Annotated in this window: 18 protein-coding genes and 1 tRNA gene; 13 read left to right on the top strand and 6 right to left on the bottom strand. The window is 49.2% G+C overall.

Features of this window, described 5'->3' with window-relative positions:
* Window positions 1–39: 39 nt before the first annotated feature.
* Window positions 40–1,446: an MATE family efflux transporter gene (locus tag BN1360_RS10375; protein ID WP_068779794.1), complete on the bottom strand. Its 1,407-nt coding sequence runs from the start codon at window positions 1,444–1,446 to the stop codon at window positions 40–42.
* A 172-nt stretch (window positions 1,447–1,618) separates the two neighbouring features.
* On the opposite strand from BN1360_RS10375, the gene BN1360_RS10380 reads away from it, so the two are divergent.
* Window positions 1,619–2,587, top strand: coding sequence for a helix-turn-helix domain-containing protein (locus BN1360_RS10380; RefSeq protein WP_068779795.1), 969 nt, complete (start codon window positions 1,619–1,621; stop codon window positions 2,585–2,587).
* A 144-nt stretch (window positions 2,588–2,731) separates the two neighbouring features.
* Window positions 2,732–3,529, top strand: coding sequence for a Nif3-like dinuclear metal center hexameric protein (locus BN1360_RS10385; protein ID WP_068779796.1), 798 nt, complete (start codon window positions 2,732–2,734; stop codon window positions 3,527–3,529).
* Window positions 3,530–3,661: 132 nt separating this feature from the next.
* Here the strand turns inward: BN1360_RS10385 and BN1360_RS10390 are convergent, their stop codons facing one another.
* The 3 genes from BN1360_RS10390 to BN1360_RS10400 all read right to left on the bottom strand — a co-directional run bounded on the left by BN1360_RS10390 (window position 3,662) and on the right by BN1360_RS10400 (window position 8,500).
* Window positions 3,662–5,485, bottom strand: coding sequence for an ABC transporter substrate-binding protein (locus BN1360_RS10390; RefSeq protein ID WP_068779797.1), 1,824 nt, complete (start codon window positions 5,483–5,485; stop codon window positions 3,662–3,664).
* 140 nt (window positions 5,486–5,625) lie between these two features.
* Window positions 5,626–7,110, bottom strand: a complete 1,485-nt coding sequence (locus tag BN1360_RS10395) for an ABC transporter permease (protein WP_068779798.1) — start codon at window positions 7,108–7,110, stop codon at window positions 5,626–5,628.
* A 13-nt stretch (window positions 7,111–7,123) separates the two neighbouring features.
* Complete coding sequence (locus BN1360_RS10400) at window positions 7,124–8,500, bottom strand: ABC transporter permease (RefSeq protein WP_082790029.1); 1,377 nt, start codon at window positions 8,498–8,500, stop codon at window positions 7,124–7,126.
* 211 nt (window positions 8,501–8,711) lie between these two features.
* Here BN1360_RS10400 and BN1360_RS26310 point away from each other — a divergent pair, with 211 nt between their 5' ends.
* The 10 genes from BN1360_RS26310 (at window position 8,712) to yajC (ending at window position 18,947) form a co-directional block, all read left to right on the top strand.
* Window positions 8,712–10,451: an ABC transporter ATP-binding protein gene (locus BN1360_RS26310; protein WP_068779799.1), complete on the top strand. Its 1,740-nt coding sequence runs from the start codon at window positions 8,712–8,714 to the stop codon at window positions 10,449–10,451.
* 92 nt (window positions 10,452–10,543) lie between these two features.
* Window positions 10,544–10,617, top strand: a tRNA-Pro gene (locus BN1360_RS10410).
* 135 nt (window positions 10,618–10,752) lie between these two features.
* Window positions 10,753–11,445, top strand: a complete 693-nt coding sequence (locus BN1360_RS10415) for a BofC C-terminal domain-containing protein (protein WP_068779800.1) — start codon at window positions 10,753–10,755, stop codon at window positions 11,443–11,445.
* A 475-nt stretch (window positions 11,446–11,920) separates the two neighbouring features.
* The gene (gene ruvC, locus BN1360_RS10420) at window positions 11,921–12,424 is read left to right on the top strand and encodes a crossover junction endodeoxyribonuclease RuvC (protein ID WP_068779801.1); all 504 of its coding nucleotides are present in this window, start codon (window positions 11,921–11,923) and stop codon (window positions 12,422–12,424) included.
* Window positions 12,421–13,038, top strand: a complete 618-nt coding sequence (gene ruvA / locus BN1360_RS10425) for a Holliday junction branch migration protein RuvA (RefSeq protein ID WP_068779802.1) — start codon at window positions 12,421–12,423, stop codon at window positions 13,036–13,038. The genes ruvC and ruvA overlap by 4 nt, the downstream gene beginning before the upstream one ends.
* 170 nt (window positions 13,039–13,208) lie before the next feature.
* A complete protein-coding gene (gene ruvB / locus BN1360_RS10430; protein WP_068779803.1) occupies window positions 13,209–14,225 on the top strand; it encodes a Holliday junction branch migration DNA helicase RuvB in 1,017 nt (338 codons plus the stop codon).
* A gap of 77 nt (window positions 14,226–14,302) precedes the next feature.
* On the top strand, window positions 14,303–16,408 hold the full coding sequence (locus BN1360_RS10435) for a SpoIID/LytB domain-containing protein (RefSeq protein ID WP_229520973.1): 2,106 nt from the start codon (window positions 14,303–14,305) through the stop codon (window positions 16,406–16,408).
* Between the two features lie 7 nt (window positions 16,409–16,415).
* Window positions 16,416–17,444: a tRNA preQ1(34) S-adenosylmethionine ribosyltransferase-isomerase QueA gene (gene queA, locus BN1360_RS10440; RefSeq protein ID WP_068779804.1), complete on the top strand. Its 1,029-nt coding sequence runs from the start codon at window positions 16,416–16,418 to the stop codon at window positions 17,442–17,444.
* 22 nt (window positions 17,445–17,466) lie between these two features.
* Entirely contained in the window at window positions 17,467–18,606 is a 1,140-nt protein-coding gene (gene tgt / locus BN1360_RS10445) for a tRNA guanosine(34) transglycosylase Tgt (RefSeq protein ID WP_068779805.1), read from the top strand.
* 35 nt (window positions 18,607–18,641) lie between these two features.
* Window positions 18,642–18,947, top strand: coding sequence for a preprotein translocase subunit YajC (yajC, locus tag BN1360_RS10450; RefSeq protein WP_068779806.1), 306 nt, complete (start codon window positions 18,642–18,644; stop codon window positions 18,945–18,947).
* Between the two features lie 69 nt (window positions 18,948–19,016).
* Here the strand turns inward: yajC and BN1360_RS10455 are convergent, their stop codons facing one another.
* Together BN1360_RS10455 and spoVB are read right to left on the bottom strand one after the other, a co-directional pair.
* Window positions 19,017–19,409, bottom strand: coding sequence for a TIGR04086 family membrane protein (locus BN1360_RS10455; protein WP_068779807.1), 393 nt, complete (start codon window positions 19,407–19,409; stop codon window positions 19,017–19,019).
* Window positions 19,410–19,517: 108 nt separating this feature from the next.
* On the bottom strand, window positions 19,518–21,095 hold the full coding sequence (gene spoVB, locus BN1360_RS10460) for a stage V sporulation protein B (RefSeq protein ID WP_068779808.1): 1,578 nt from the start codon (window positions 21,093–21,095) through the stop codon (window positions 19,518–19,520).
* A gap of 625 nt (window positions 21,096–21,720) precedes the next feature.
* Between spoVB and BN1360_RS10465 the strand changes: the two genes are divergently transcribed.
* Window positions 21,721–21,978: a post-transcriptional regulator gene (locus BN1360_RS10465; protein WP_068779809.1), complete on the top strand. Its 258-nt coding sequence runs from the start codon at window positions 21,721–21,723 to the stop codon at window positions 21,976–21,978.
* Window positions 21,979–22,046 lie beyond the last annotated feature (68 nt).

Genomic DNA, 22,046 nt, shown 5'->3' on the forward strand with positions numbered 1-22,046 from the left:
TAGTGGCTGAGGAGGCCGAGAGCGTCAGACAGCTCAGTATTAAGTACAACTGAGCTGTCCGGCTGCTTCGGAATCCTCAGCTTTTGCTGATTTCAGAGCTAAAAATTCCTGTCTGACCATAATCACAGTCCATAACACGATGATAGTATCAATGCCCAGCGAGCCGTAATAAATACCGGATACGCCTAATACTCTGGGAAGCAGCAGCATGACTGGAACATAGAACACCAATTGTCTGGCAATCCCGATGAGCACGGCCGGCCTTCCTTTATTAATAGAAGGGAAGAAGGTCATTGCCATGAAGATCGAAGATAAAAGGGGCAAAATCGCCATATAAATTCGGAAATGCAGCAATTGGGCTCCTGTGAAGGCTTGATCGGGCAGCATTATTCCCAGAAGGAGCTGCGGAGCGGTCATCGAAAGGATCCAGAATGGCAAGGTCAGCAGCATTGAAGCCAAGGTGAAAACTTTATACGAGCTGATGACCCGGTCATACTGTCTGGCACCGTAGTTTATTCCGATCACAGGCTGAAGCGCGCGCATTAGGCCGAAAATAGGCGTGAGCAGGAAGGTAAATATTCGGTATACCACCCCGTAGAAAGCGATATCGAGCATCGTACCGTATTTGGCGAGTGCGTTGAATACAATGACGGCTTGCACTAAGTTCATAATGTTCATGATCAGCGAGGACATACCCAGATTTGTGATCGATTTTAGGATAGAGCCATTCCAATAAAAAGCGAACGTGCTTGTCTTAAAGGAGGAGAATCCGCCCTTAAAATAAATCCAGCCCAGCAGCGTATATACAATCATGCCGATGTTCGTGGCCCACGCTGCTCCCTCTACCCCCAGATCGAGAAGAACGACAAGAATATAATGGAACGCGATGTCAGCTGCAAGACCGATCGCCATTAGCAAAGCCGCGGATTTCATTTTGCCTTCTGCCCGTATGATCATGTTGGCAGCCAGCCCATAGATCCAGAAGAAGGAGCAGAGGACTGTGATGCGAAAATACTGATCGCCGAAAAATAATGCTTCGCCTTCTCCACCCATCATTTTGATCCATTGAGTAGAGAAGACCAGACCAAGGATCATATAGATGGCTGTGACAATTAGGGCGAGGCAATTTACATTCCCAAGCAGTCGCTTCTGGGTGCTCTTGTCCTGGCGACCGATGGCAATGCTTAATACGGATCCTGCTCCGACCCCGATAAGAGAGCCTAGTCCTGCACTGATCTGGCTTAACGGGTAGGCGACCGAGACGCCGGCCAATGCGTTCTCGCCAACATATCTGCCAACAAAAAAGGCTGAAATAACGGCATTTAAGCCATATAAGACCATAGCGATGATAGCTGGCCAGGATAATCTGATCATGACTTTGTACAGCTTCTCATTTAATATGAGCTTCGTTTGCTCATCCTTCTCTAATGTGTTTTCTTCATTCAAGGTGAACCCTCCCGCAACATTGATTTATAGAAGAATGTAATTTAAAATCAATTAAATGATATTGATAATCATTATCATATAATTGTTTTTTTTAGCGTCAATACGTGGAGAGCAACTATGGTTTTTAGGGGAAAAGCTTAGGCTTCCAGCAGTAAATACGGGGGGATGAGCCTTGGAGAACATATTGGATAAGCTGTTTCTGCCCTATTTGTCCGGGATCGGGCTGATCCCCGTGGAGAGAGGGGATAACTTCAAACGCAGCGGTTATTGCTATTGCCTTGCCCCGACAGAAGGAAGAGGGTACTACTGGATTTATCCCATAGATCGCTGGCACGCGATTGCTGTATGCGACCTTGTATTTTATCGTGATATATCCTTTCAATGCGAACATCCGGCCTCTTTAAGTCTAGGGTATTACGAATCACCGTTAGCCCGGCTGATTTGCAGCAGAAAGGCCTCCCGGACAGAGAATCTGATCGCGTGCATGGGGAATAAGAGTACACATAGAGAGACTTTTCAGAAGAATATGCCTGTGCGGGGCGTTAGCATAAATTGGCTTCCGGAGTTCTATCAAGAGATTCTGCCGGCAAAATATTCGGAGGATTTCAGGGCTTTGCCTACGATCTGCACCAGGCTTGACGGCACCGGTACGATCCCGGAGGTGGAACAGATATTGAAGCAAATTCGCGCGTCCAAGCCAACCGACCATTTCGCGCGAATGTACTATGAAGGCAAGGTTCTGGAGATTATTTCACTGGTGATGCATTGGGGAACGAATGAGCTTATGGTTCATGCTGCTCATGAAATTCCCGTTAAGGATTTGGAGGCCTTGGCTAAGGTAAAGAGCTATGTGGAACGGCATTATGCCGAACAGATCCCGTTGGCAGAACTCACAAAAATCGCTTGTATGAGCTCAAGCAAATTAACCAGTGATTTCAAACGGGCATATGGATTAACGATTACCGAATATATACAGATAATCCGAATGAATCGAGCGAAGCGAATGCTGCTGGATTCAGCGAAGGGAGTTGGCGAGATTGCCTGCGCTGTAGGGTACCAGAGGCATGCCAGCTTCTCCGAAGTGTTCAAACGGATAACCGGACTGACGCCAATTGAATTTAGAAGACGCAGCAAGCTGTAAGCTTGTCGGCAGGGCTTGATTTGGATAAACTTCCGATAGAAGTGGCTATGGTTATTTGTCTGTGAGCATGATAGGTTGAAGGAAAAGATCCGAGGATTAGTCCACCCTTTTATAGGTGAGACGAGGCAGGGGGTATCAAATCCAATGAGTATAAGCATACGTGAGGTATTGGAGCTGTTGGCAGACTCTGGCGGCGGCTCTACGGAGAACGGTGTCGACGGGCTGGAGTATGGGGACCCGGATACGGCAGTGAAGGGAATCGCCACGGCTTTCATAGCCAGCCAGCCTGTCATTGCAAGGGCGAAGTCCCTCGGGGTCAATTTGCTGATTACCCATGAAGGTTTATTTTATAGTCATTTTCCGCCAGGGGAGCAGATTGCGGAAACAGTTGTAGTACATGAGAAGAAAAGACGGATCGAGCAAAGCGGAATTGCCGTCTATCGCTATCATGACGGGATACATCGCTCCCGGCCGGATGGCATCACCTCTGGCTTGGTACGGGAATTGGGCTGGTTGGATAAACTGGAGGGATATCGTTCCTTTGCCGCGATAATCAGACTGCCGCGGATGACGGTTGCGGAAATAGCAGCCCATGTTAAGAGCCAGCTGGACTTGAGACAAGTGCAAATCGTTGGCGATCGCACGATGTCTTGCGAAAGAATCGGAGTTCTGGTCGGCTACAGAGGCGGGGGAAATCCGGCAATTCCCCTATTTGAACAGGAAAATCTCGATTTAATTCTATATGGCGAGGGGCCGGAATGGGAAACGCCGGAATATGTTAAGGATTCGCTCTCGCAAAATAAACCGAGGGCACTCTTGATCCTGGGACATGCGGCGAGTGAGGCGCCGGGGATGAAATACTTAGCTGAATCGCTCCAGACGAAGCTGCCTGACCTGCCTGTTCATTTTATTTCCGAGGAGCCGTTATTTGATAGTTTATAATTAAGTGACAGTTCAAAGCGGACCTTCTTAACAACCGCATTAAATAAAGAACCCTTGAATCTGCCATAATGGATTATGGCCTGGATTCGAGGGTTCTTTTCCCGTTTGCTGGGAGATTATAGGGTTTGCGGCTTATTTTGCCGCGTTGTATTTATCGAGGTATTCCTTCACCTTGGCCGGATCAGCCGTCAGCTCGTTGCCGGTCTTGACGATCGGACTAACGGTCGATACTGCCTTGATCTTCTTGTTGTTATAGAATTGCAGGAACTCATCCTGATTGATCGAGTAGAGCACGGCTTTTCTCAGATCATCGCTCTTGGCTACATCACGATTGCTCGTATTAAACAGCAGATAAGATACAGCATTGCTCTCAATACTTTGCAGCTTCAGCTTGCTATCGCTCTCTATCGTATCAAATTTCGTCTCCGGCACACCGTAGTAGAGGTGGATCTCACCGCTGCGCAGCGCGGACAGAGCGCTATCGGTATCGGCGATAAAACGGACTTTTACAGTTGAGATTTTAGGTTCGGACTCTGTACCTTTCCGATAGCCAGGATTCTTGTAGAAGATGCCTTCATAGTCATTTTTGTAAGACAAAATATAGGGTCCGCTGGCATACAGAGTGTTGTTGTATTTGCTTCCTTCGGTCACTGTGTTTTGATCCCCGTAAGGAATATCCTTATTCACATCGAACTTGGCTACATCATAAGTATTGATGCTCTCCACCTGCTTCTTGGAGACGATCCCGGCAGACTGGTGCGCCAGGTAATTCAGCACTTGCGGGAAAGGCTCGGTTGTTGTCAGCTTCACAACCTGGTATTTACCTGCTTTGTTGTCGGCTTGATTCTTGTCAGCTACAAGCTCTTTGATCTTCGTATCGAGTCCCGCTTCCAGCGCTTCCTTGATTGTACCGCTGCCTGAAGATTGCTTGACATTGTCCAGCGCGGTCAGATCCGTCACGGTCTCAATGGTTTTGATATGCTCATGCAAGCTGTATGTCCGGTGATCAGGTACCGAGTTTTTGTCCTTGGCCCGGTCGAGGGAGAAGATGACGTCATCCGCACCTACGCGCTCACCGGTGTCGGCAGCTTTTTTGTTATCGATCTTGGCAAAGTTAATATCGTCCCTAAGGAGGAAGTAGTATTCCGTATTGCCTTCTGCGATGCTGTGATTATAGGATAGAGAGCCGTCAGACGTAATTTTGTCATCATCCGTCAGGTTGATCAGGCGTACATACATATTCGTATTAAGCTGGTTAATCGACCCGTCATTGCCTTTGATCGGGTCCAAGGATGTCAGGACTGAAGCAGATTGCGTCAGAATAAGCGGCTCCTTGTCCCGTTTGGATGTATCGTTGAAATCGATGCTCTCCCAAGCCAGGGCACGGGATTTCGAGAGTCGAACGGTATCCGGGTTCAGCACATCCTTGTTCACAGCCTGGCTCTTCAGGGAAATATAGAGCGGAGCAATATAAGCTTTGTCAAATACGAGACGCTGTTCTAATTGTTTGTAGGTCTCTGTGTATTGATCCGGCGTCTGGGTGGCGGCTTCATCGATCAGCTTGTCCAGCTCCGGATCAGAGATAATGCTGTAGTCGCCGCCGGTCTTGAACAGCGATCTAACCGCATAATCGGGATTTCCGGTTACGGTTGTCCAGCTGGACAGGGCGATATCGAAGTTACCCGCATCCTCCTGTGCCTTGAAGCTGCCATAGTCGGGTTGAATGTTCAGCTTCACATTGAAGCCGTTTTTCGTTAACTGGTCGCGAATAATATTGATATCTGATTCATTTGAACTCATGCTCAGTACTTCAATATCTACCGGGGTATTGTTCTGGACAGGCGTTGTTCCAGAGTTATCCGGGTTACTTGCTGCATCTGTCTTGGTTTTTACGGAGCAACCGCTCGCCACCAGCACAAACGTAAGCAGCAGTGCAAGCAAAGAAAATTTTTTCATGAATAGTTCCCTCCTGAATTGTTATTTGTTATATATATTGATTCATTCCCATGCGACAAATGAGAGGCATGCTCCGCATAGCTGATGAAAATGAAGGCCAACCGAAAATAGTAAACAGTACATACCAGATAAATATGACGCTAGCTTAATTTAGGATCCAGTGCATCGCGAAGCCCGTCTCCAAGAAAGTTAAAAGAGAGAACGAGAGCGATGATGGCCAGCCCGGGATAAATTGCCAAGTAGGAATTTGTCTCCAAGTAAGTGCTGCCCAGCTTCAGAATATTTCCCCATTCCGGGATATGCGGCTCTACACCGAGACCGAGGAAGCTGAGACTGCTTGTAGAGATTACCGCCGCGCCGATCGTTAAGGTCGCCTTAACAATCATTGGTGCGAGAGAATTCGGAACGATATGCTTGAAGATTATGGCGGTATCTTTGGATCCGAAAGCTCGGGCAGCATCCACATATTCGAAGGTAGAGACTAACAGTACATTGGCCCGCATCGTCCTGGCATAGGTAGGAATGGAGCCGATGCTTAACGCCAGGATCAGGTTGATGGTGTTGGCGCCAAAAGCGGCTATAATCGCAATCGCCAGCAGCACCCCGGGAATTGCATATAGAATATCAAGCAGCCGCATGATGATATTGTCGGTGCGCCGCCCATAATAGCCGGATACCGCTCCAAGGATACCGCCAATCACGAGAGGGATCGCTGTGGAGATCAGTCCAACAATCAGGGAAGTACGTGCACCAAATATGATGCGCGAGAACAGACATCTGCCGAAATTGTCCGTGCCAAGCGGATAAGCAAGACTCGGATGCTGCAATATCGCGCTGTAGTTATTCTCGGTTGCCATCGCGTAATCGAAGGTGAACAGGCTGCAGATCGATATCGAGAACAGGAAGATGATAAAGAACAAGCCGATCATCGCTGCTGTATTTCTCGTAATTTTCTCCCAGATGTCCTCCCACTTTGCTGAGGCGGGATTCCCTTGATTGCGGATCTTCAGCAGCAGATTAATGCCAAGCAGCAGGGCAAACAGATTGCCGGTAGCAGAGGTCAGAATCAGCAGACAAGCTACGACTGACATCCACGAAGCGATGGTTTGGCGGCCGCGTACATACTTCGCCACAAGCAGTAATGCAATGAGATGAAATAGGCTGACAATGACCAAAAGGAACATTGCCGGCAGAAATGTATCGGATACATACGGCTTGAACAGATTTAACGCCGATATTGCAATAACGAAGATCCCGGTAAGCAAGGTATACACGGCCAGGGCATATTCCGGGGTCCTCTGCTTTTTGATGAGATAAAAGGCGGAAGTGACCGTGAATAGATTCCCTGTCACAATACTAGCCAGTTGTACATAGCCGAGTGCGCGCGTGAAGCTTCTAATCTCTCCGTATCGGAGAATATCCTTCCTGATCAGCAGGGTAATGGCTAACTGAATGATCGTGAATAGCGCATACGCCACAAAAGCAGCAAAGACATAGGGCTTAACGGTCTGTGCTGAGAAATCGTAGCTGTTCAGCAGCAGCAGTACGGATAAGGCAAGGGAGACCACCAGAGCGAAGATCGCTTTGCTGTATTCCTCGGAAGTTTTCAAGTTCGTCTTGATCATATCTACACCTGCTTTAATATTGTTTCATTCTGGTTCGGATTCTTGGATCGAAAAAGGCATACAAAATATCGATAATGACGTTGATCAGCGAGATCGTAATTGCGGTATAGACAACCCCGCCCATAATGCTCGGGATATCCGGGATAAATTGCTTATCTACGATATAGCTGCCGATCCCGCTAATATTAAATACTTTCTCGGTGACCGCTGATCCGCCCAGCATCCCGCCGAATTGCAAGCCGATGACGGTAATGATCGGGATCATCGCATTGCGGACCGCATGTCTCCAGAGCACCTGACGCTTGCTCAGCCCTTTGGCTTTGGCCGTAATCATGTAATCTTCGTTAATGACCTCCAGGGTGGAAGAACGGGTCATTCTGGCAACGGAGGCAGTAAGCCCGGTTCCCAGCACGATTGTCGGCATGATGATCGACAGCCAGTTCTGCGGGTTATACGTGGCCGGCAGCCAGTGCAGCTTGATCGAGAAATTCAATATAAAGATGAGCCCCTGCCAGAAGCTTGGAATGGACAAGCCGATCAGGGCAATGAACATAAACGTATAATCCCAGAAGGAACTGCGCTTCATCGCGGATATAATCCCCACGGGAATGGCGATGATCATGGACATGAGCAGGGAGATCATCGTCAGCGTAAAGGTGATAGGAAACTTCCTGGCGATTGTCGCGGTCACCTGCTCATTGCCGGCGAACGATTTGCCCAGATCGAAGGTGGCGATTCCCTTGATGTTGTTCCATAGCTGGGATAGGTAAGACTGATCCAATCCATAGATTCTATTAAAGTTAGCGATTTGATCTTCCGTAGCCGTCTCGCCGAGAATATTCGCTGCCGGATTCATCGGTGACAAATGCAAAATCGTAAAGACAAGCACAGATACGCCCATTATGACGAACAGACTCATTAGCAATCTCTCAAACACATATTTCATATAAGGACTGCTATATAGGAGGATCAGCAGATACATAAAAATCCCGGGAATGAACGAGAGAAGCAAAAAGGTCCGGCTCTGAATGCATGAGGCAAATGTCTCGGCATAGCTCAATCTCTGCTGTCCGTTAAGCAGCAGCTTGCGATTCGTGCTTTCGGTCAGCTCCTCCTGAAATCTGGCCTTGGCTATTTTATGGGCCTCGCGTTCCGTCTGCTCCGCGCTTGCGTTCTGTCTGAAGAATTGCTGTTTTTTCAGCAACTGCTCCCGCGTCTCTTCTACCAGTTGTCCCATATAGCCGGATTCAAGCAATTCGAGACGAGTCTCCTCAAGTAGAGTGTGATAGATATCATTCTTGCGGCGAGAGATATGAAATAGCAGAACAGCGATATTAACGGGTGCTCCCAGAATGAGTAAAAAATATTTATAGGAAGGATTCCGCAGCATTTTGGCATAGGTGTTACTTATGTAGCGGATAAAATGCGATTCTCTAGTTTGCTCTTTGGTTGCTCTGGCAACTTCCACAATAGTTTCCCTCCTGATGTGCAAATTTGCATTATTCCGATGGATATAGTATATATTATGGTAGGTTGTTTTTTATGTCAACACTAGAAATGATAGATTTAACGATATTACATACTAGACAGGTGTGATTAATGTGGAAACTATATTACAAGTGAAGGATTTAACGGTTTCCTTTCAAACCCGTGAACAGGAAGTTGAGGCGGTTCGCGGGGTCAGCTTCGAGGTTAAAAAGGGAGAGACCCTGGGAATTGTAGGGGAATCTGGCAGCGGGAAGAGCGTAACGGCTCGTTCAATTATGCGTTTATTGCCTTCGCCCCCTTCATATATGAAAGCTGGAGAAATTTCTTTTCTGGGCAAAAATCTGGCCGATTATTCGGAGAAAGAGATGGAGAGCCTTCGCGGCCGTGATATCGGCATGATCTTTCAAGATCCTATGACCTCCTTAAATCCGACCATCAAAATCGGAAAACAGATCTCGGAGAGTCTGATCAAGCATCAGCAGCTATCGAAGAAGGAAGCGAAGCAGCAGGCTTTGGAAATGCTCAAGCTGGTCGGGATCCGCAATAGCGAGGTCAGGTATAATCAATATCCGCATGAGTTCTCCGGCGGGATGCGTCAGCGGGTGATGATCGCGATTGCCTTGGCCTGCCGTCCTGCTCTGCTGATTGCTGATGAGCCAACAACGGCGCTGGATGTGACGATTCAGGCGCAAATTTTGAGCCTGATGAAGAATATTCAGGAGAAATTCGGTACATCGATCATTTTAATTACACATGACCTTGGGGTGGTCGCAGGAATGTGCGATCGGGTCGTCGTTATGAAGGAAGGGTCCATTGTAGAGAGCGGCACGACCGAGGAAATCTTCGAGAAGCCCTCGCACCCGTATACTTTGAAACTGCTAAATGCACTGCCCAGACTGGACGAGAAGAAGAAGGCGAAGCCGTCGCCTCTGATCATGACGAACTCGGATAGTGCCCGTCCGCTGCTGGAAGTTAGATCGCTAAGACAGCATTTTGATCTGGGCAAGGGCAATATATTGAAGGCCGTCGATGATATCAGCTTCACTATCCGCGAAGGAGAGACGCTGGGCCTTGTCGGCGAGTCAGGCAGCGGCAAATCGACGACCGGGCGGGCAATTCTTCGCCTGCATCAGCCAACAGGGGGAGAGGTATTATATCAAGGGATGGCGGTGAACCGTCTAACTTCAGCGGAAATGAAGACGATGCGTCGCTATATGCAGATGATCTTCCAGGACCCCTACGCTTCGTTGAATCCTCGCTTTAAGGTGCTTGATATTATCGGAGAAGCGCTCGATGTCCATCGCCTTGTCGGCAGCAAGGAGGAACGAAAGAAGCGAGTTGAGGAGCTGCTTGATATGGTAGGACTGGATCCTTCCTTCGCCATGCGATATCCTCACGAGTTCTCGGGGGGACAGCGCCAGAGGATTGGGATTGCCCGCGCGCTTGCGGTCGAACCGAAGTTCATCGTCTGCGATGAGCCGCTCTCTGCGCTTGATGTATCGATCCAGTCACAGGTCGTCAGGCTGCTTGATGAGCTGCAGCAGCGGCTTGGTTTGACCTATCTGTTCATCGCTCATGATCTTTCTATGGTGAAGCATATCAGCGATCGGGTAGCTGTGATGTATATGGGCAAGATCGTGGAGCTCGCCGAGAGTGAGGAGCTCTATGCCAATCCGCAGCATGAATATACCAAGTCGTTATTCAAAGCAATCCCGGTACCTGATCCGAGGATCGAAGCGAAGAAGACGAGATCGGCCCTCCATGATTATTCCGATGTGGACAAGTATCAGCTGGAGCATTCCAGATTAGTAGAGGTCTCTCAAGGACATTGGGTGGCTATGGCAGGGGCATAATCATTGATTATTCCCCTTTCTCTTTTATATCTATTTTTCCTTGCTATACCAAGGCGGATGTGCTATTATCTTCTTTGTCAGGTTTTTTACTTCGGGACGTAGCTCAGCTTGGTAGAGCACCTGGTTTGGGACCAGGGGGTCGCATGTTCGAATCGTGTCGTCCCGATCAAGAACAGTCATTTGCGAATGGCTGTTTTTTGCGTTTACAGACGAGTGTACAGCTTGCAACGCCGTATATTTCCTGATTCTATCGGTCACAATATTAGTGCATGATCAAAAAGGTCGATAGAAGGGGATCATCGTGAATATATTCCGTACAAAAAAGCAATGGAGAAGACGCTGGAAAAGATGGAGACGTGCGATTTGGACCTTTAGTGCCTGCGCTGTGGTTGCGGCAATGGCATGGATGGGATTACAGCTGTCCGGTCAGCTTGAGAAGCTGATGACCGGTGAGCCGCTTGCGCTTGAGACGCTAGGCAAGCTGCGCAGCTATGCCGAGGATCAGGCTGGACCGTCATCCACTGATTGGGTCAAGGTGCTTCAGGATCGGAAGCGGGCTCGTATCGTCCATTTAAATAAAGTATATACCTGTGGTGAGGAGCGCTCTGTCCTTGGCATTATGGATGCAAAGGAAATCGAAGCGTTGGCCGAGGAGCATCCGGAATGGACGGGACGGGTAGATTCGCTTGGCGAAGTCTGGCTGGAGGAGCATATCGTCGGATTATCCGAGGAATGTCAGCGATCAGGGTATATGGGCATCGATAAAGATGGGAATTTGAGCCTATTTGAAGGACCGCCCAAGGAGGAGAAAGTGCTGCGTACTTTTTTCCAATTGGATGTAGAGACGATGGAGAGTGTGCTGCCTGAAGATGTAGTGAGGCAATTGCAGCAAGGAATCCGCGTCCAGGATGTGGATGAATATAACAGTGTGCTGTCAACCTTCAGTGATTTCGCAGTAGAAGTATCGCAGGAAGCACTAAAACAGCATAAATAGAACAAGGCCAGAACGGGAGCTATTCTATAAGTAGTGATATCTACTTGGGATAGCTCCTTTAGTTATTCCTTTAAACTTTTTCCGCAAGGGTGGAAATCTTTTGTTATAATGAAGTGAATACATATGTTCGCTTATCGGACATGCGTTCTTTCCGGCTTGGTGAAGCGGAATTTGCAAGATTATCTGGATGAATTATTAATATAAAGGCGTGAAATGCGAGTTCAAAAGGTCTTTTATTCAGCAGCGAAGCTTAGGCTTGCGATGTACGTTTCTTTGAAACGCTTCAGCTGGAAAAGATAAGGGGCTGCGGGGCAGAGCGTACGTTGTTTGTGCCTGAGATCTGAAATAGTTCCCGAGGAAGCATAAGATCAGAAATTCTATATCGCAATCACAAGAAAACCAACCTTTGACTCATCATTGCAAGGCCTCGTTAGAGGTTTTCTTATCAAAAGTGGATATTAGGGAGAGATTGTATTTGCGAATATTGGGGATAGACCCGGGAATTGCGATTGTCGGGTTTGGATTTATCGATAAGGAGGGCAGCAAATGTACACCGGTTCAGTATGGGTGCATTGAGACGAAGGCTCATACGCCGGAGGAAGATCGGCTGCTCTATGTTTACGAAGGAATGGTCCAGTTGATCGAGAAATATCAGCCTGATGCGGTGGCACTTGAGAAGCTGTTCTTCAATCGCAACGTAACGACGGCGATGACGGTCGCTCAGGCGAGGGGTGTGCTCGTGCTTGCAGCGGTCCAGAAGGGACTGCCCGTTGCCGAATATACACCGATGCAGGTTAAGCAGGCCATCGTCGGATACGGTAAAGCGGAGAAACGCCAGGTGCAGGAGATGACCCGGATGTTCTTGAAGCTGAAGGCGATTCCGAAGCCGGATGATGTGGCCGATGCATTAGCGGTTGCTATTTGCCACGCTCATTCATACACTTTAAATTCCAAGTTAAATGAGGTATTGAGGTCATGATCGATTTTTTACGAGGCCAGGTTGCTTATGTAGAGACGGAATATATTGTGCTTGATGTACAGGGTGTGGGCTACCGCGTGTTTTGTCCGAACCCGTACGTATTTCCGGCCAAGGGGCAGGATGCGATTACGGTGTATATTCACCACCATGTCAGGGAGGACGCTCAACTGTTGTTCGGATTCCCGACTCGGGAGGAGCAGCGCTTGTTCCGCAAGCTGATCGAGGTATCGGGCATCGGTCCGCGCGTAGCGCTCGGGATTCTTAGCGGCGGCAATCCGGATGGAGTGATTGCCGCGATTCATAACGAGAACATCGCCTTCCTGACCAAGCTGCCGGGAATCGGTAAGAAGACGGCGCAGCGGATGATTCTGGATCTTAAGGACAAGCTTGAGGGTTTCGGAGGCGTAACCCTGTTCAATCCGGTCTCTGCGGATGCGGAAGAACTGGAGGATGTCAGCCCGGGCTGGCCGGAGGCAAGGGAAGGCTTGAAGGCGCTGGGCTATACGGATGCGGAGCTTGATCGTGTGTGGGCGAAATTGAAGGATCAGTTAAACGCGGATGAAGCGGTTGATTCGTTAATGAAGAAAGCCCTCAAGCTGTTATATGCAGGTTAATGCAATTTCATAAGCTATCGGCCAAGCTGATATAATTCGATATCGCAAGAAAATCGGCCTCCGGATCGCGGTCGCTCATCCTTGGATGGCTTCGAACGATTTTCTGATTACAGGCTGAATTTTTAAACAACCTCTAATAGGCGACAGGATGGAAGGAGAGTGGGAGAGCGATGGAGGATCGAATCATTTCCGCGAATTTAATGATGGAGGATCAAGTGGAGGAGCTGAGCCTTCGGCCCCGCTACTTGTCTGAATATATTGGACAGAATCAGATCAAGGAGAATCTGAAGATATATATTGAAGCGGCAAAAATGCGCAAAGAGGCCTTGGATCATGTGCTGCTGTATGGTCCGCCAGGACTCGGGAAGACAACACTGGCTAACATTATTGCCAATGAGCTGGGCGTAAATCTGCGTACGACATCCGGGCCGGCGATTGAGCGGCCCGGAGATTTGGCGGCTTTGCTGACCAATCTGCAAGAGGGCGATGTCCTGTTCATTGACGAGATTCATCGTCTGCATCGAACTGTCGAAGAGGTTCTGTATCCGGCGATGGAGGACTCGGCGCTGGATATTATGATCGGCAAGGGACCCAGCGCGCGTTCGGTACGGCTCGATTTGCCGCCTTTTACATTAGTGGGGGCTACGACCCGGGCTGGACTGCTGTCTGCTCCGCTCAGGGATCGGTTTGGCATCGTCAGTCGACTTGAGTTCTATACGATGGAAGAACTGAGCTATATCGTCTCCCGTGGTGCGGATATTTTCGGTATACAGATTGTTGGCGATGCAGCTGATGAGATTGCACTGCGTTCGCGCGGGACGCCAAGAATTTCCAATCGATTGCTGAAGCGGGTGCGCGATTATGCCCAGGTTCGCGGTGATGGAATGATTACGGAGGCCGTTGCCGCAGAAGCGCTGCAGATGCTGCAGGTAGATCCGAAGGGCCTGGATATGATCGACCATAAGATGCTCAATGCGATGATCACCAGCTTCCGGGGCGGCCCTGTTGGACTGGATACGATCGCAGCAACAATCGGCGAAGAGAGTCAGACGATCGAGGATGTCTATGAGCCTTATCTGCTGCAAATCGGTTATTTACAGCGGACGCCGCGCGGCAGAATGGTCACAGCTGCTGCTTACAATCACTTGGGAATTCCTTATCCGGAAGACAGAGGTAAGGGCCAATAACAAGATCAAGTTCAATCTTAAAAGTGTGTGTTCATAATATGTGTTCTAATACGACAACATGAAGGAGGAGCGAACAAGTGAAGGAGAAGAAGACAACATTCAAGCTGTTAAAATGGGGAAGGGGGATATTAGCGGGAGTTTTGCTGGCAGGGGCTCTGCAGCTCCCTGTATCTGCGCCTGTATCTGCCGATGATTGGTCGGGGAACCGCGTACGCGTCGCGATGTTCCTTGATCTTGGCAGCACCTATAAATTAACAGTGCCGGCGGTGACCTTGAAGCCAGGATCGGCAATGGATCTGGTGCTTCAAACATCCTTTGGCGCCAATAACTCATTGCTTACATTGGATTCCGGCCAAACTGTGCGTTTCAGCGCAGGAAGCAATCGGATTAAAGCGGCGGAGAGCTCTGACTGGAAAGCGATTGCCGCCGCCGTTAAAAAGCTGCAGGGTACGGCAGACCGTCCTGTGGCTTATGCTGTAGAGCAGTCGGGGGGCACGGTCTATCAAATTTATACCGGTCCTTATGCGAGTGCGGCAGAAGCTAAGAAAGCGGTAAGTCGAGTGTCCGGCAGCCTGTCTGGAGTTATCAGCGGACAAGCCCCTTCTGTCAAAGGTGGTTATTATTATTCCGCAGGGGCTCTTGGCAGCAAGTCAGAAGCGGAAGCGCTAAGAAATTCTGTATCCGCTGCTGGCGTGGATGCCTATCTTGTCTTGATTGGACAGCAGCAATATACGGTATGGGCTGGCGGAGCAGCAAGCGAATCTGAACTGTCAGCGGTGCGAGGTTCATTACCGCAGGCTTCCTGGTCCCAGGTTGACGATTCCGAGCCGGGAGTGATCGTGCAGCAGGACGTAACGCTTAATCTTAATTCGCCATCCCCGGTGGATCACTACGAGCTGAGAGGGACGGACAGCAAGCTGATTGTGAATGGCGATGATACGCTTGCAACCCAGGTCGTCGAAAGATCGGGTCGCAATTATCGAGGGAGCTTCGAGATTAGCCAGCTTAACGGTCAACTCGCCCTTGTCAATGAACTTCCGCTTGAGAAATATTTGTATTCGGTGGTTTCCGGGGAAGTTCCAGCATCCTGGCCACAGGAATCCTTGAAGGCACAAGCGGTTGCTGCGCGCAGCTATGCGCTCTATTCGGCTTCAACGGATCGCTTTAAGGTGGCCGGGCTTATCGATACAACGCTGAGCCAAGTGTATAACGGGGTTGAGAACGAAAAAGACAGCATCATCGAGGCAGTTGACAGCACGGCGGGGGAAGTTATCAAGTCCAACGGTAAAATTGTCGAAGCCATATTCTCCTCCAACAGCGGCGGTGTGTCGGCTGACTCTTCCGAGGTCTGGAGCAGTGTGAACCCGACGTTCTCAAGCGTGAACAGCGAGTGGGACAAGGCGGCGCAGGCTGCGTTGAAGTCGTGGTACTATGTTCTGCTGCCCAACGGTAAGACGGGATATGTTCGCGAGGATAATACAAAATTGACTGGCGGGACGACGGCCGCAGGCTTGAAGAAGCTGAGTGTAACGACTAGTTCCGTAGCGGTCCGTCCTCTGCCGCAGATTCAATCCGATGTCGATCCTGTAGCTAAGCTGAACCCTGGCGATGAGATTATCATCCTCGATAAAGTTGATGAATCCAGCGCCTATGCATGGATTCGCGGTCCGTTTACATCGGATCAATTAGTGAAGTCCCTAAGCGGCAAGACCTCGACGCCGGCTCCGTCGTCGATCTATAATATGGAAGTTACGCAGAGAGGACCTTCGGGCCGGGTCACGCAGATCAAGGCGAACGGACAGATTCTCGATGTGAAGTACCCGGATGCCTTCCGTTCTGCGTTAGGCAGCTTGCCAAGCACTCTGTTTGATATTAAGGCAACGGGAAGGTATACTGTACTGGGTGCTTCAGGAGCGACTACAAGCGGTACAGCAGCTTCCGGCACGCCTGTTCTAACGGCTTCCGGTCAGAAGACCTGGAGCGGCGGCAATATGGTCGTCATGGATGGGGACGGGGTTGCTCGTGTGGTGGATCAATCCAATCAGTTCCTCTTTGTAGGCCGCGGCAACGGACATGGTCTTGGGCTATCCCAGTGGGGAGCCAAGGGAATGGCGGATGCCGGGTATGATTACCAAAAGATTTTGCAACACTACTATCAAAATGTAACTATCGTTAAGGAATGAACAAGATATGGACATAAATATGTATGACTTTGAGCTTCCGGAAGAGCTGATCGCTCAGACCCCATTGGCGGATCGGAGCGCTTCGCGCTTGCTGACGCTGGATAAGCGCAGCGGGAACATGGAGCATCATCAATTCTCGGAGATCATCCAATATTTGCAGCGCGGAGATACCCTTGTACTGAATGATACAAGAGTGCTTCCGGCTCGTCTCTTTGGTGTCAAGGAAGATACAGGAGCCAAGGCGGAAGTGCTGCTGCTCAAAAATTTGGGGAATGACAGCTGGGAAGCATTAGTGAAACCTGGCAAGAAGCTGAAGACGGGATCCGTCATCATCTTCAGTGATGAGTTGAAGGCAACGATCGAATCGGAAGGAGAGATGGGCGGCAGAGTGCTGCGCTTCTCTTATCAGGGAATTTTCAATGAAATTCTTGATCGCTTGGGACAGATGCCGCTGCCTCCCTATATCAAGGAAAGATTGGATGATCAGGAACGGTATCAGACGGTCTATTCCAAGCATGAAGGGTCTGCGGCGGCGCCGACGGCGGGATTGCATTTTACGGAGGAACTGCTGGAGCAGATTCGCAATAAAGGGGTAGACATCGCTTTTGTAACGCTGCATGTCGGACTGGGTACTTTTCGTCCGGTGTCCGTTGATCGTGTGGAGGATCATGTGATGCATGAGGAATATTATGTCCTCCCGCAGGAGACGGCTGACTTGCTGAATGCTACGAGGCAGCGGGGCGGCAGGGTCGTTGCTGTCGGTACGACATCAGCGCGGACGCTGGAGACTGTGGCGCAGAAGTGCGGGGACGGTCCCATCGTGAAAAGCAGCGGCTGGACGGGAATTTTCATTTATCCCGGGTATTCGTACAAGCTGGTCGATGCTTTAATTACTAACTTCCATTTGCCGAAGTCTACGCTGGTGATGTTAGTTAGCGCGTTAGCCGGACGGGAGAATATATTAACTGCTTATCGGGAAGCGATTGAGCAGAAATACCGTTTCTTCAGCTTTGGCGATGCGATGTTTATTTATTAGGTCTACGGAATGAGGGAAGAACGTGACAGCTGCAATTACTTATGAACATATCAAAACTTGTAAACAATCCGGGGCAAGGCTCGGGATCGTGCATACTCCGCACGGAAGCTTCGAGACTCCGATCTTCATGCCGGTAGGCACCTTGGCTACGGTTAAGACAATGAGTCCGGAAGAACTGAAGGAGATGGAAGCGAAGATTATTCTCAGCAACACCTACCATCTGTTCCTGCGTCCGGGTCATGAGATTGTCCGCGAAGCTGGTGGACTTCATAAATTCATGAACTGGGATCGGGCGATCCTGACCGATAGCGGCGGATTTCAAGTGTTCTCTCTAAGCGAGATGAGGAAGATTTCTGAGGAAGGCGTTCATTTCCGCTCCCATCTGAATGGGGACAAGCTGTTCTTATCGCCTGAGGTTGCGATGGAAATTCAAAACGCTCTTGGTTCGGATATTATGATGGCATTTGATGAATGCGCCCCCTATCCTGCGGAATATGACTATGTGAAGAAGTCGATGGAACGGACGACGAGATGGGCAGAACGCTGTCTGAAAAGCCATGCTCGACCGCATGACCAAGGGCTGTTCGCGATCGTGCAGGGGGGCATGTATGAGGACCTGCGCAAGCAGAGCGCACGGGATTTGACTTCGCTCGATTTCCCGGGGTATGCTATTGGTGGACTGAGTGTAGGCGAGCCTAAGCATCTTATGTATGAGGTTCTGGATTACACGGTTCCACTCTTGCCAACAGACAAGCCTCGGTACCTGATGGGTGTTGGGTCTCCGGATGCATTGATCGAGGGAGCCATACGCGGTGTCGATATGTTCGACTGTGTACTGCCAACCCGGATTGCCCGCAACGGGACAACAATGACGAGCCAGGGAAGACTGGTTGTTCGCAATGCCCAGTACGCCAGAGATTTTGGACCATTGGATCCTGAATGTGACTGCTATACATGCCGGAACTACTCCAGGGCTTATCTGCGTCACTTGATTAAGAGTGATGAGACGTTTGGACTGCGGTTAACTACATATCACAATCTGCATTTTCTGCTTCGTTTAATGAAGAAAGTGCGGCAGGCGATTATGGACGATAGACTGCTGGATTTCAGGGACGAGTTCTTCGAACAATATGGTCTGTTTGGCAATGACAAAGGATTTTAAATTCATTAGGAGATAAATGGAAGGAGGATAAGAACATGTTTCAACTTGCAGAAGGTACAGCAGCGCCATCTTCATCCGGCCAATTGCTATCCTTTATTGTGCCTTTGATTATTATGTTTGCGGTATTTTATTTCTTGCTTATTCGTCCGCAAAAGAAGAAACAAAATACACGCAATAACATGCTGAATGCTTTGCAAAAAGGCGATAAGATTGTTACCATCGGCGGCTTGCATGGTACGATCTTGGAGTTGACAGACGACACCGTTGTACTTCGCGTTAATGATGTAACCAAGCTTACATTTGAGCGCAGTGCGATCAGTCACCAAGTTAAAGAGTCGTAAGGTTGATCCTTAATGCATAAGTGAATGACAAAAAAGAGCCTGCATTCAGGCTCTTTTTTGTTGTATCCGCTAACGTTTATTCAAATTGACCCCAAATACACCTCCGATCGCCCCGATGATCAGTGCTGGCAGCAGTAAGAGCCATGTAGCAAGCTGCACTGAGCTGTCGAGGGCCAGGAAACTGATAACAAATACGAGAATTCCATAGATGAGACCTGTGATGCAGCCTTGGTACATCCCTTTCATCTGAGCGCGCTTGCCGGAGACGACTCCTCCGAATAGGATAGCTATGGAATGAACGATGTAAGTGTACAAGCCAAGCTCCTGCTCCTCTAGCATATTGGACTGTAGAAGCAGCGAGAGTACGAGAGCGCCGATCATCATCCAGAGAAAAGCGTACCACAGCCCGGATATGGTCGGATGGGAAATGCGGATTGAAACAATGCGGCGGATGAAATTCATGACGCGTTCCTCCATTTCTATTCATAGTGCATATTCAAAAAAACTCTCATGCTATTATTTTATGGTCAAGCAGGAGAGGTTATGACAAGTCCGTAGGTGGTCAGTTGTTCAGTTCTTGATCCATCTCCGCAAGATTGGAATTCGGCTAATATCATGCCAATCTATCAGTTTCAAGGCTGCGGACAGGATTAAGTAGATCATTGTGGCGATCAGCGAGGTCATGAGGAAGCGAAGCCCCGTGCCCCAGATAGTTAGTAATTCGTTATAGAGATAGGCTGCGGCTCCGCTCATAATGACCATCAGACATGCAACTTTCAAAATATCAAGCAAGGGAAAGCGGAAGCGAAGCGCGCGTGAGACGCTGAAGCCATGCAGTATAGTAACGATAATAATGTTGATAATGATCGCGATAATGGCTCCATAAATGCCCATGCTAGGGTTCGAGGCCAGATAATAGATGAGAACTAGCTTCACCGTGGCCCCGATTAATGTATTGATCAATGCCCGCCCAGGTTTGTCTAGCGCTTGCAGTGTAGCTTGCAGCGGGGCTTGCACATAGGAGAAGAGGGCGATCGGAGCCATAACTTTCAGCATGCCTGCGATGCTTCCGTTGTCGTATAGAAGCTGGCAGAGCGGTCCGGCCAAGACATACATGATCGCTGCAAAGGGGGCGCCGGTCACTAACGCCAGCCTGATGGATTGATGAAGTCTTAGATGAATCGTACGCATATCTCCTTTGGCCTGTGCTTCTGCGAGAGAAGGAACAAGTGATATGGCAAGCGAAGAGGTCAATGCGCCCGGGAGCAGCAAGAGTGGGATGATCATCCCTTGTAATGCGCCGTACTGAGAGGTGGCGATGGCCGTGGCTACTCCGGCAATGGCGAGACTGCGTGCCGTAATAATGGACTCTAGAAGGTAGGACATCGAACCGACTAAGCGACCGCCAGTTACCGGGAGAGCTACCTTGAGAATCTGCCAGATCCGCGAGAAGAAGGAGTCATCGTCCTGTTGCTCTGCCGCGACAGGGGCCGTTGTAGTATTGGGAGGATTTTTCCGGCGTATGCGGCTGTATTGCCATAATAAGACGGCGAGGCCGACGATCTCCCCAAATACGACTCCAAGCATCGCTCCGGCTGCAGCATACTCGATACCCCAAGGTAGGAACAGGTAGGAGAATAAGAGGACACAGATAATTCTTGCAATGGTCTCTGTGACTGATGAGACGGCGGAGGGGATCATGTCCTGCTTTCCTTGGAAATACCCGCGATAGACGGAAGAGATAGCGACAATAACGACCATTGGACTCATCGCGATAAAGGTGTGATAGACCCGTGGATCGGTGAGAATATAGCGGCTGGCCCAAGGGGCCCCGAACAGGCAGATAAATGTAAATAGAAATCCGACAGCCGTTGCGTAGACCAGGCTTGTCCGCAAAATAGTAGTAGAACGCTGTGAATTCCCCGCCGATTCCGCCTCGGCTACCAGCTTGGCAATCGCTAGCGGAATGCCGCCCGCTATGAGGGTAACAATTACCAAGAAAAAGGGATAGCCAAGCTGATATAAGCCAACGCCTTCTGTACCGATGATCCTTGGAAGCATAATGCGCGGAATGAAGCCGAGAATACGATTAACCACACTTGCCAAGAGCAGGATCATCGTGCCCTGGATAAAGGTTTGTTTATTCAAAGTGATTCCCTCTCTCCCCTAAATGAGCCTCTACGAATATCAATGTTAATTAACCATATGCTAGTCCTGTCCCAATTCATGACTTATCCTTGAGAGGAAGTTCAAAAAGTCCACTTTTGATCTCGGAGTAACACAAGGGGGCTAATCGGCGTCGAATCTTGAATTCAGCCGGTCCTTCCGGTGCTCACGTACAAACTACGTACGCTGCGCTCCTCAACCCCTAGCTTCATCCAACCTTCTCGGAGCTGAAAACCGACCTTTTTGAACCTGCGATTTGAGAGGAAGTTCAAAAAGTCCACTTTTGATCTCGGAGTAACACAAGGGGGCTAATCGGCGTCGAATCTTGAATTCAGCCGGTCCTTCCGGTGCTCACGTACAAACTACGTACGCTGCGCTCCTCAACCCCTAGCTTCATCCAACCTTCTCGGAGCTGAAAACCGGCCTTTTTGAACCTGCGATTTGAGAGGAAGTTCAAAAAGTCCACTTTTGATCTCGAAGTAACACAAGGGGGAGACTAATCGGCGTCGAATCTTGAATTCAGCCCAAATCAATAATTCTATCAAGCAGGAATCGGAAAAATGAAGTAGAATGTTATTTAGATGGGGATCAGGAAGGAGGCACCAGGATGGCTGAAGAGGATTACACGAGAAAGGAACTGTTCGAGACGATCGAGAATTTGTGCCGCAGCAAAGTGGAAGAATTCCGGATGATCGGTTATGAACATGTGACTGAAGAGGAAATATGGAGCTGTGTCAGCCAGAAGTATGAAAAAAATGGCTTTCCGCCATTACATCAATTGGTAAATGATATCCTTTCTTTGAAGATAACCCATTTTATGAACTATTTGACGATTTCAGCTTTTCGTGGATCCCATTTAGATTAAGGGGTCTTTTTTGTGCTCTATCACTAAAAAAAGATCTTTTTGAACACAGGTTTAAGAGTCGATCGTAA

The sequence above is a fragment of the Paenibacillus sp. GM2 genome (assembly GCF_900069005.2).
In the GTDB taxonomy this organism is placed as follows: domain Bacteria; phylum Bacillota; class Bacilli; order Paenibacillales; family Paenibacillaceae; genus Fontibacillus.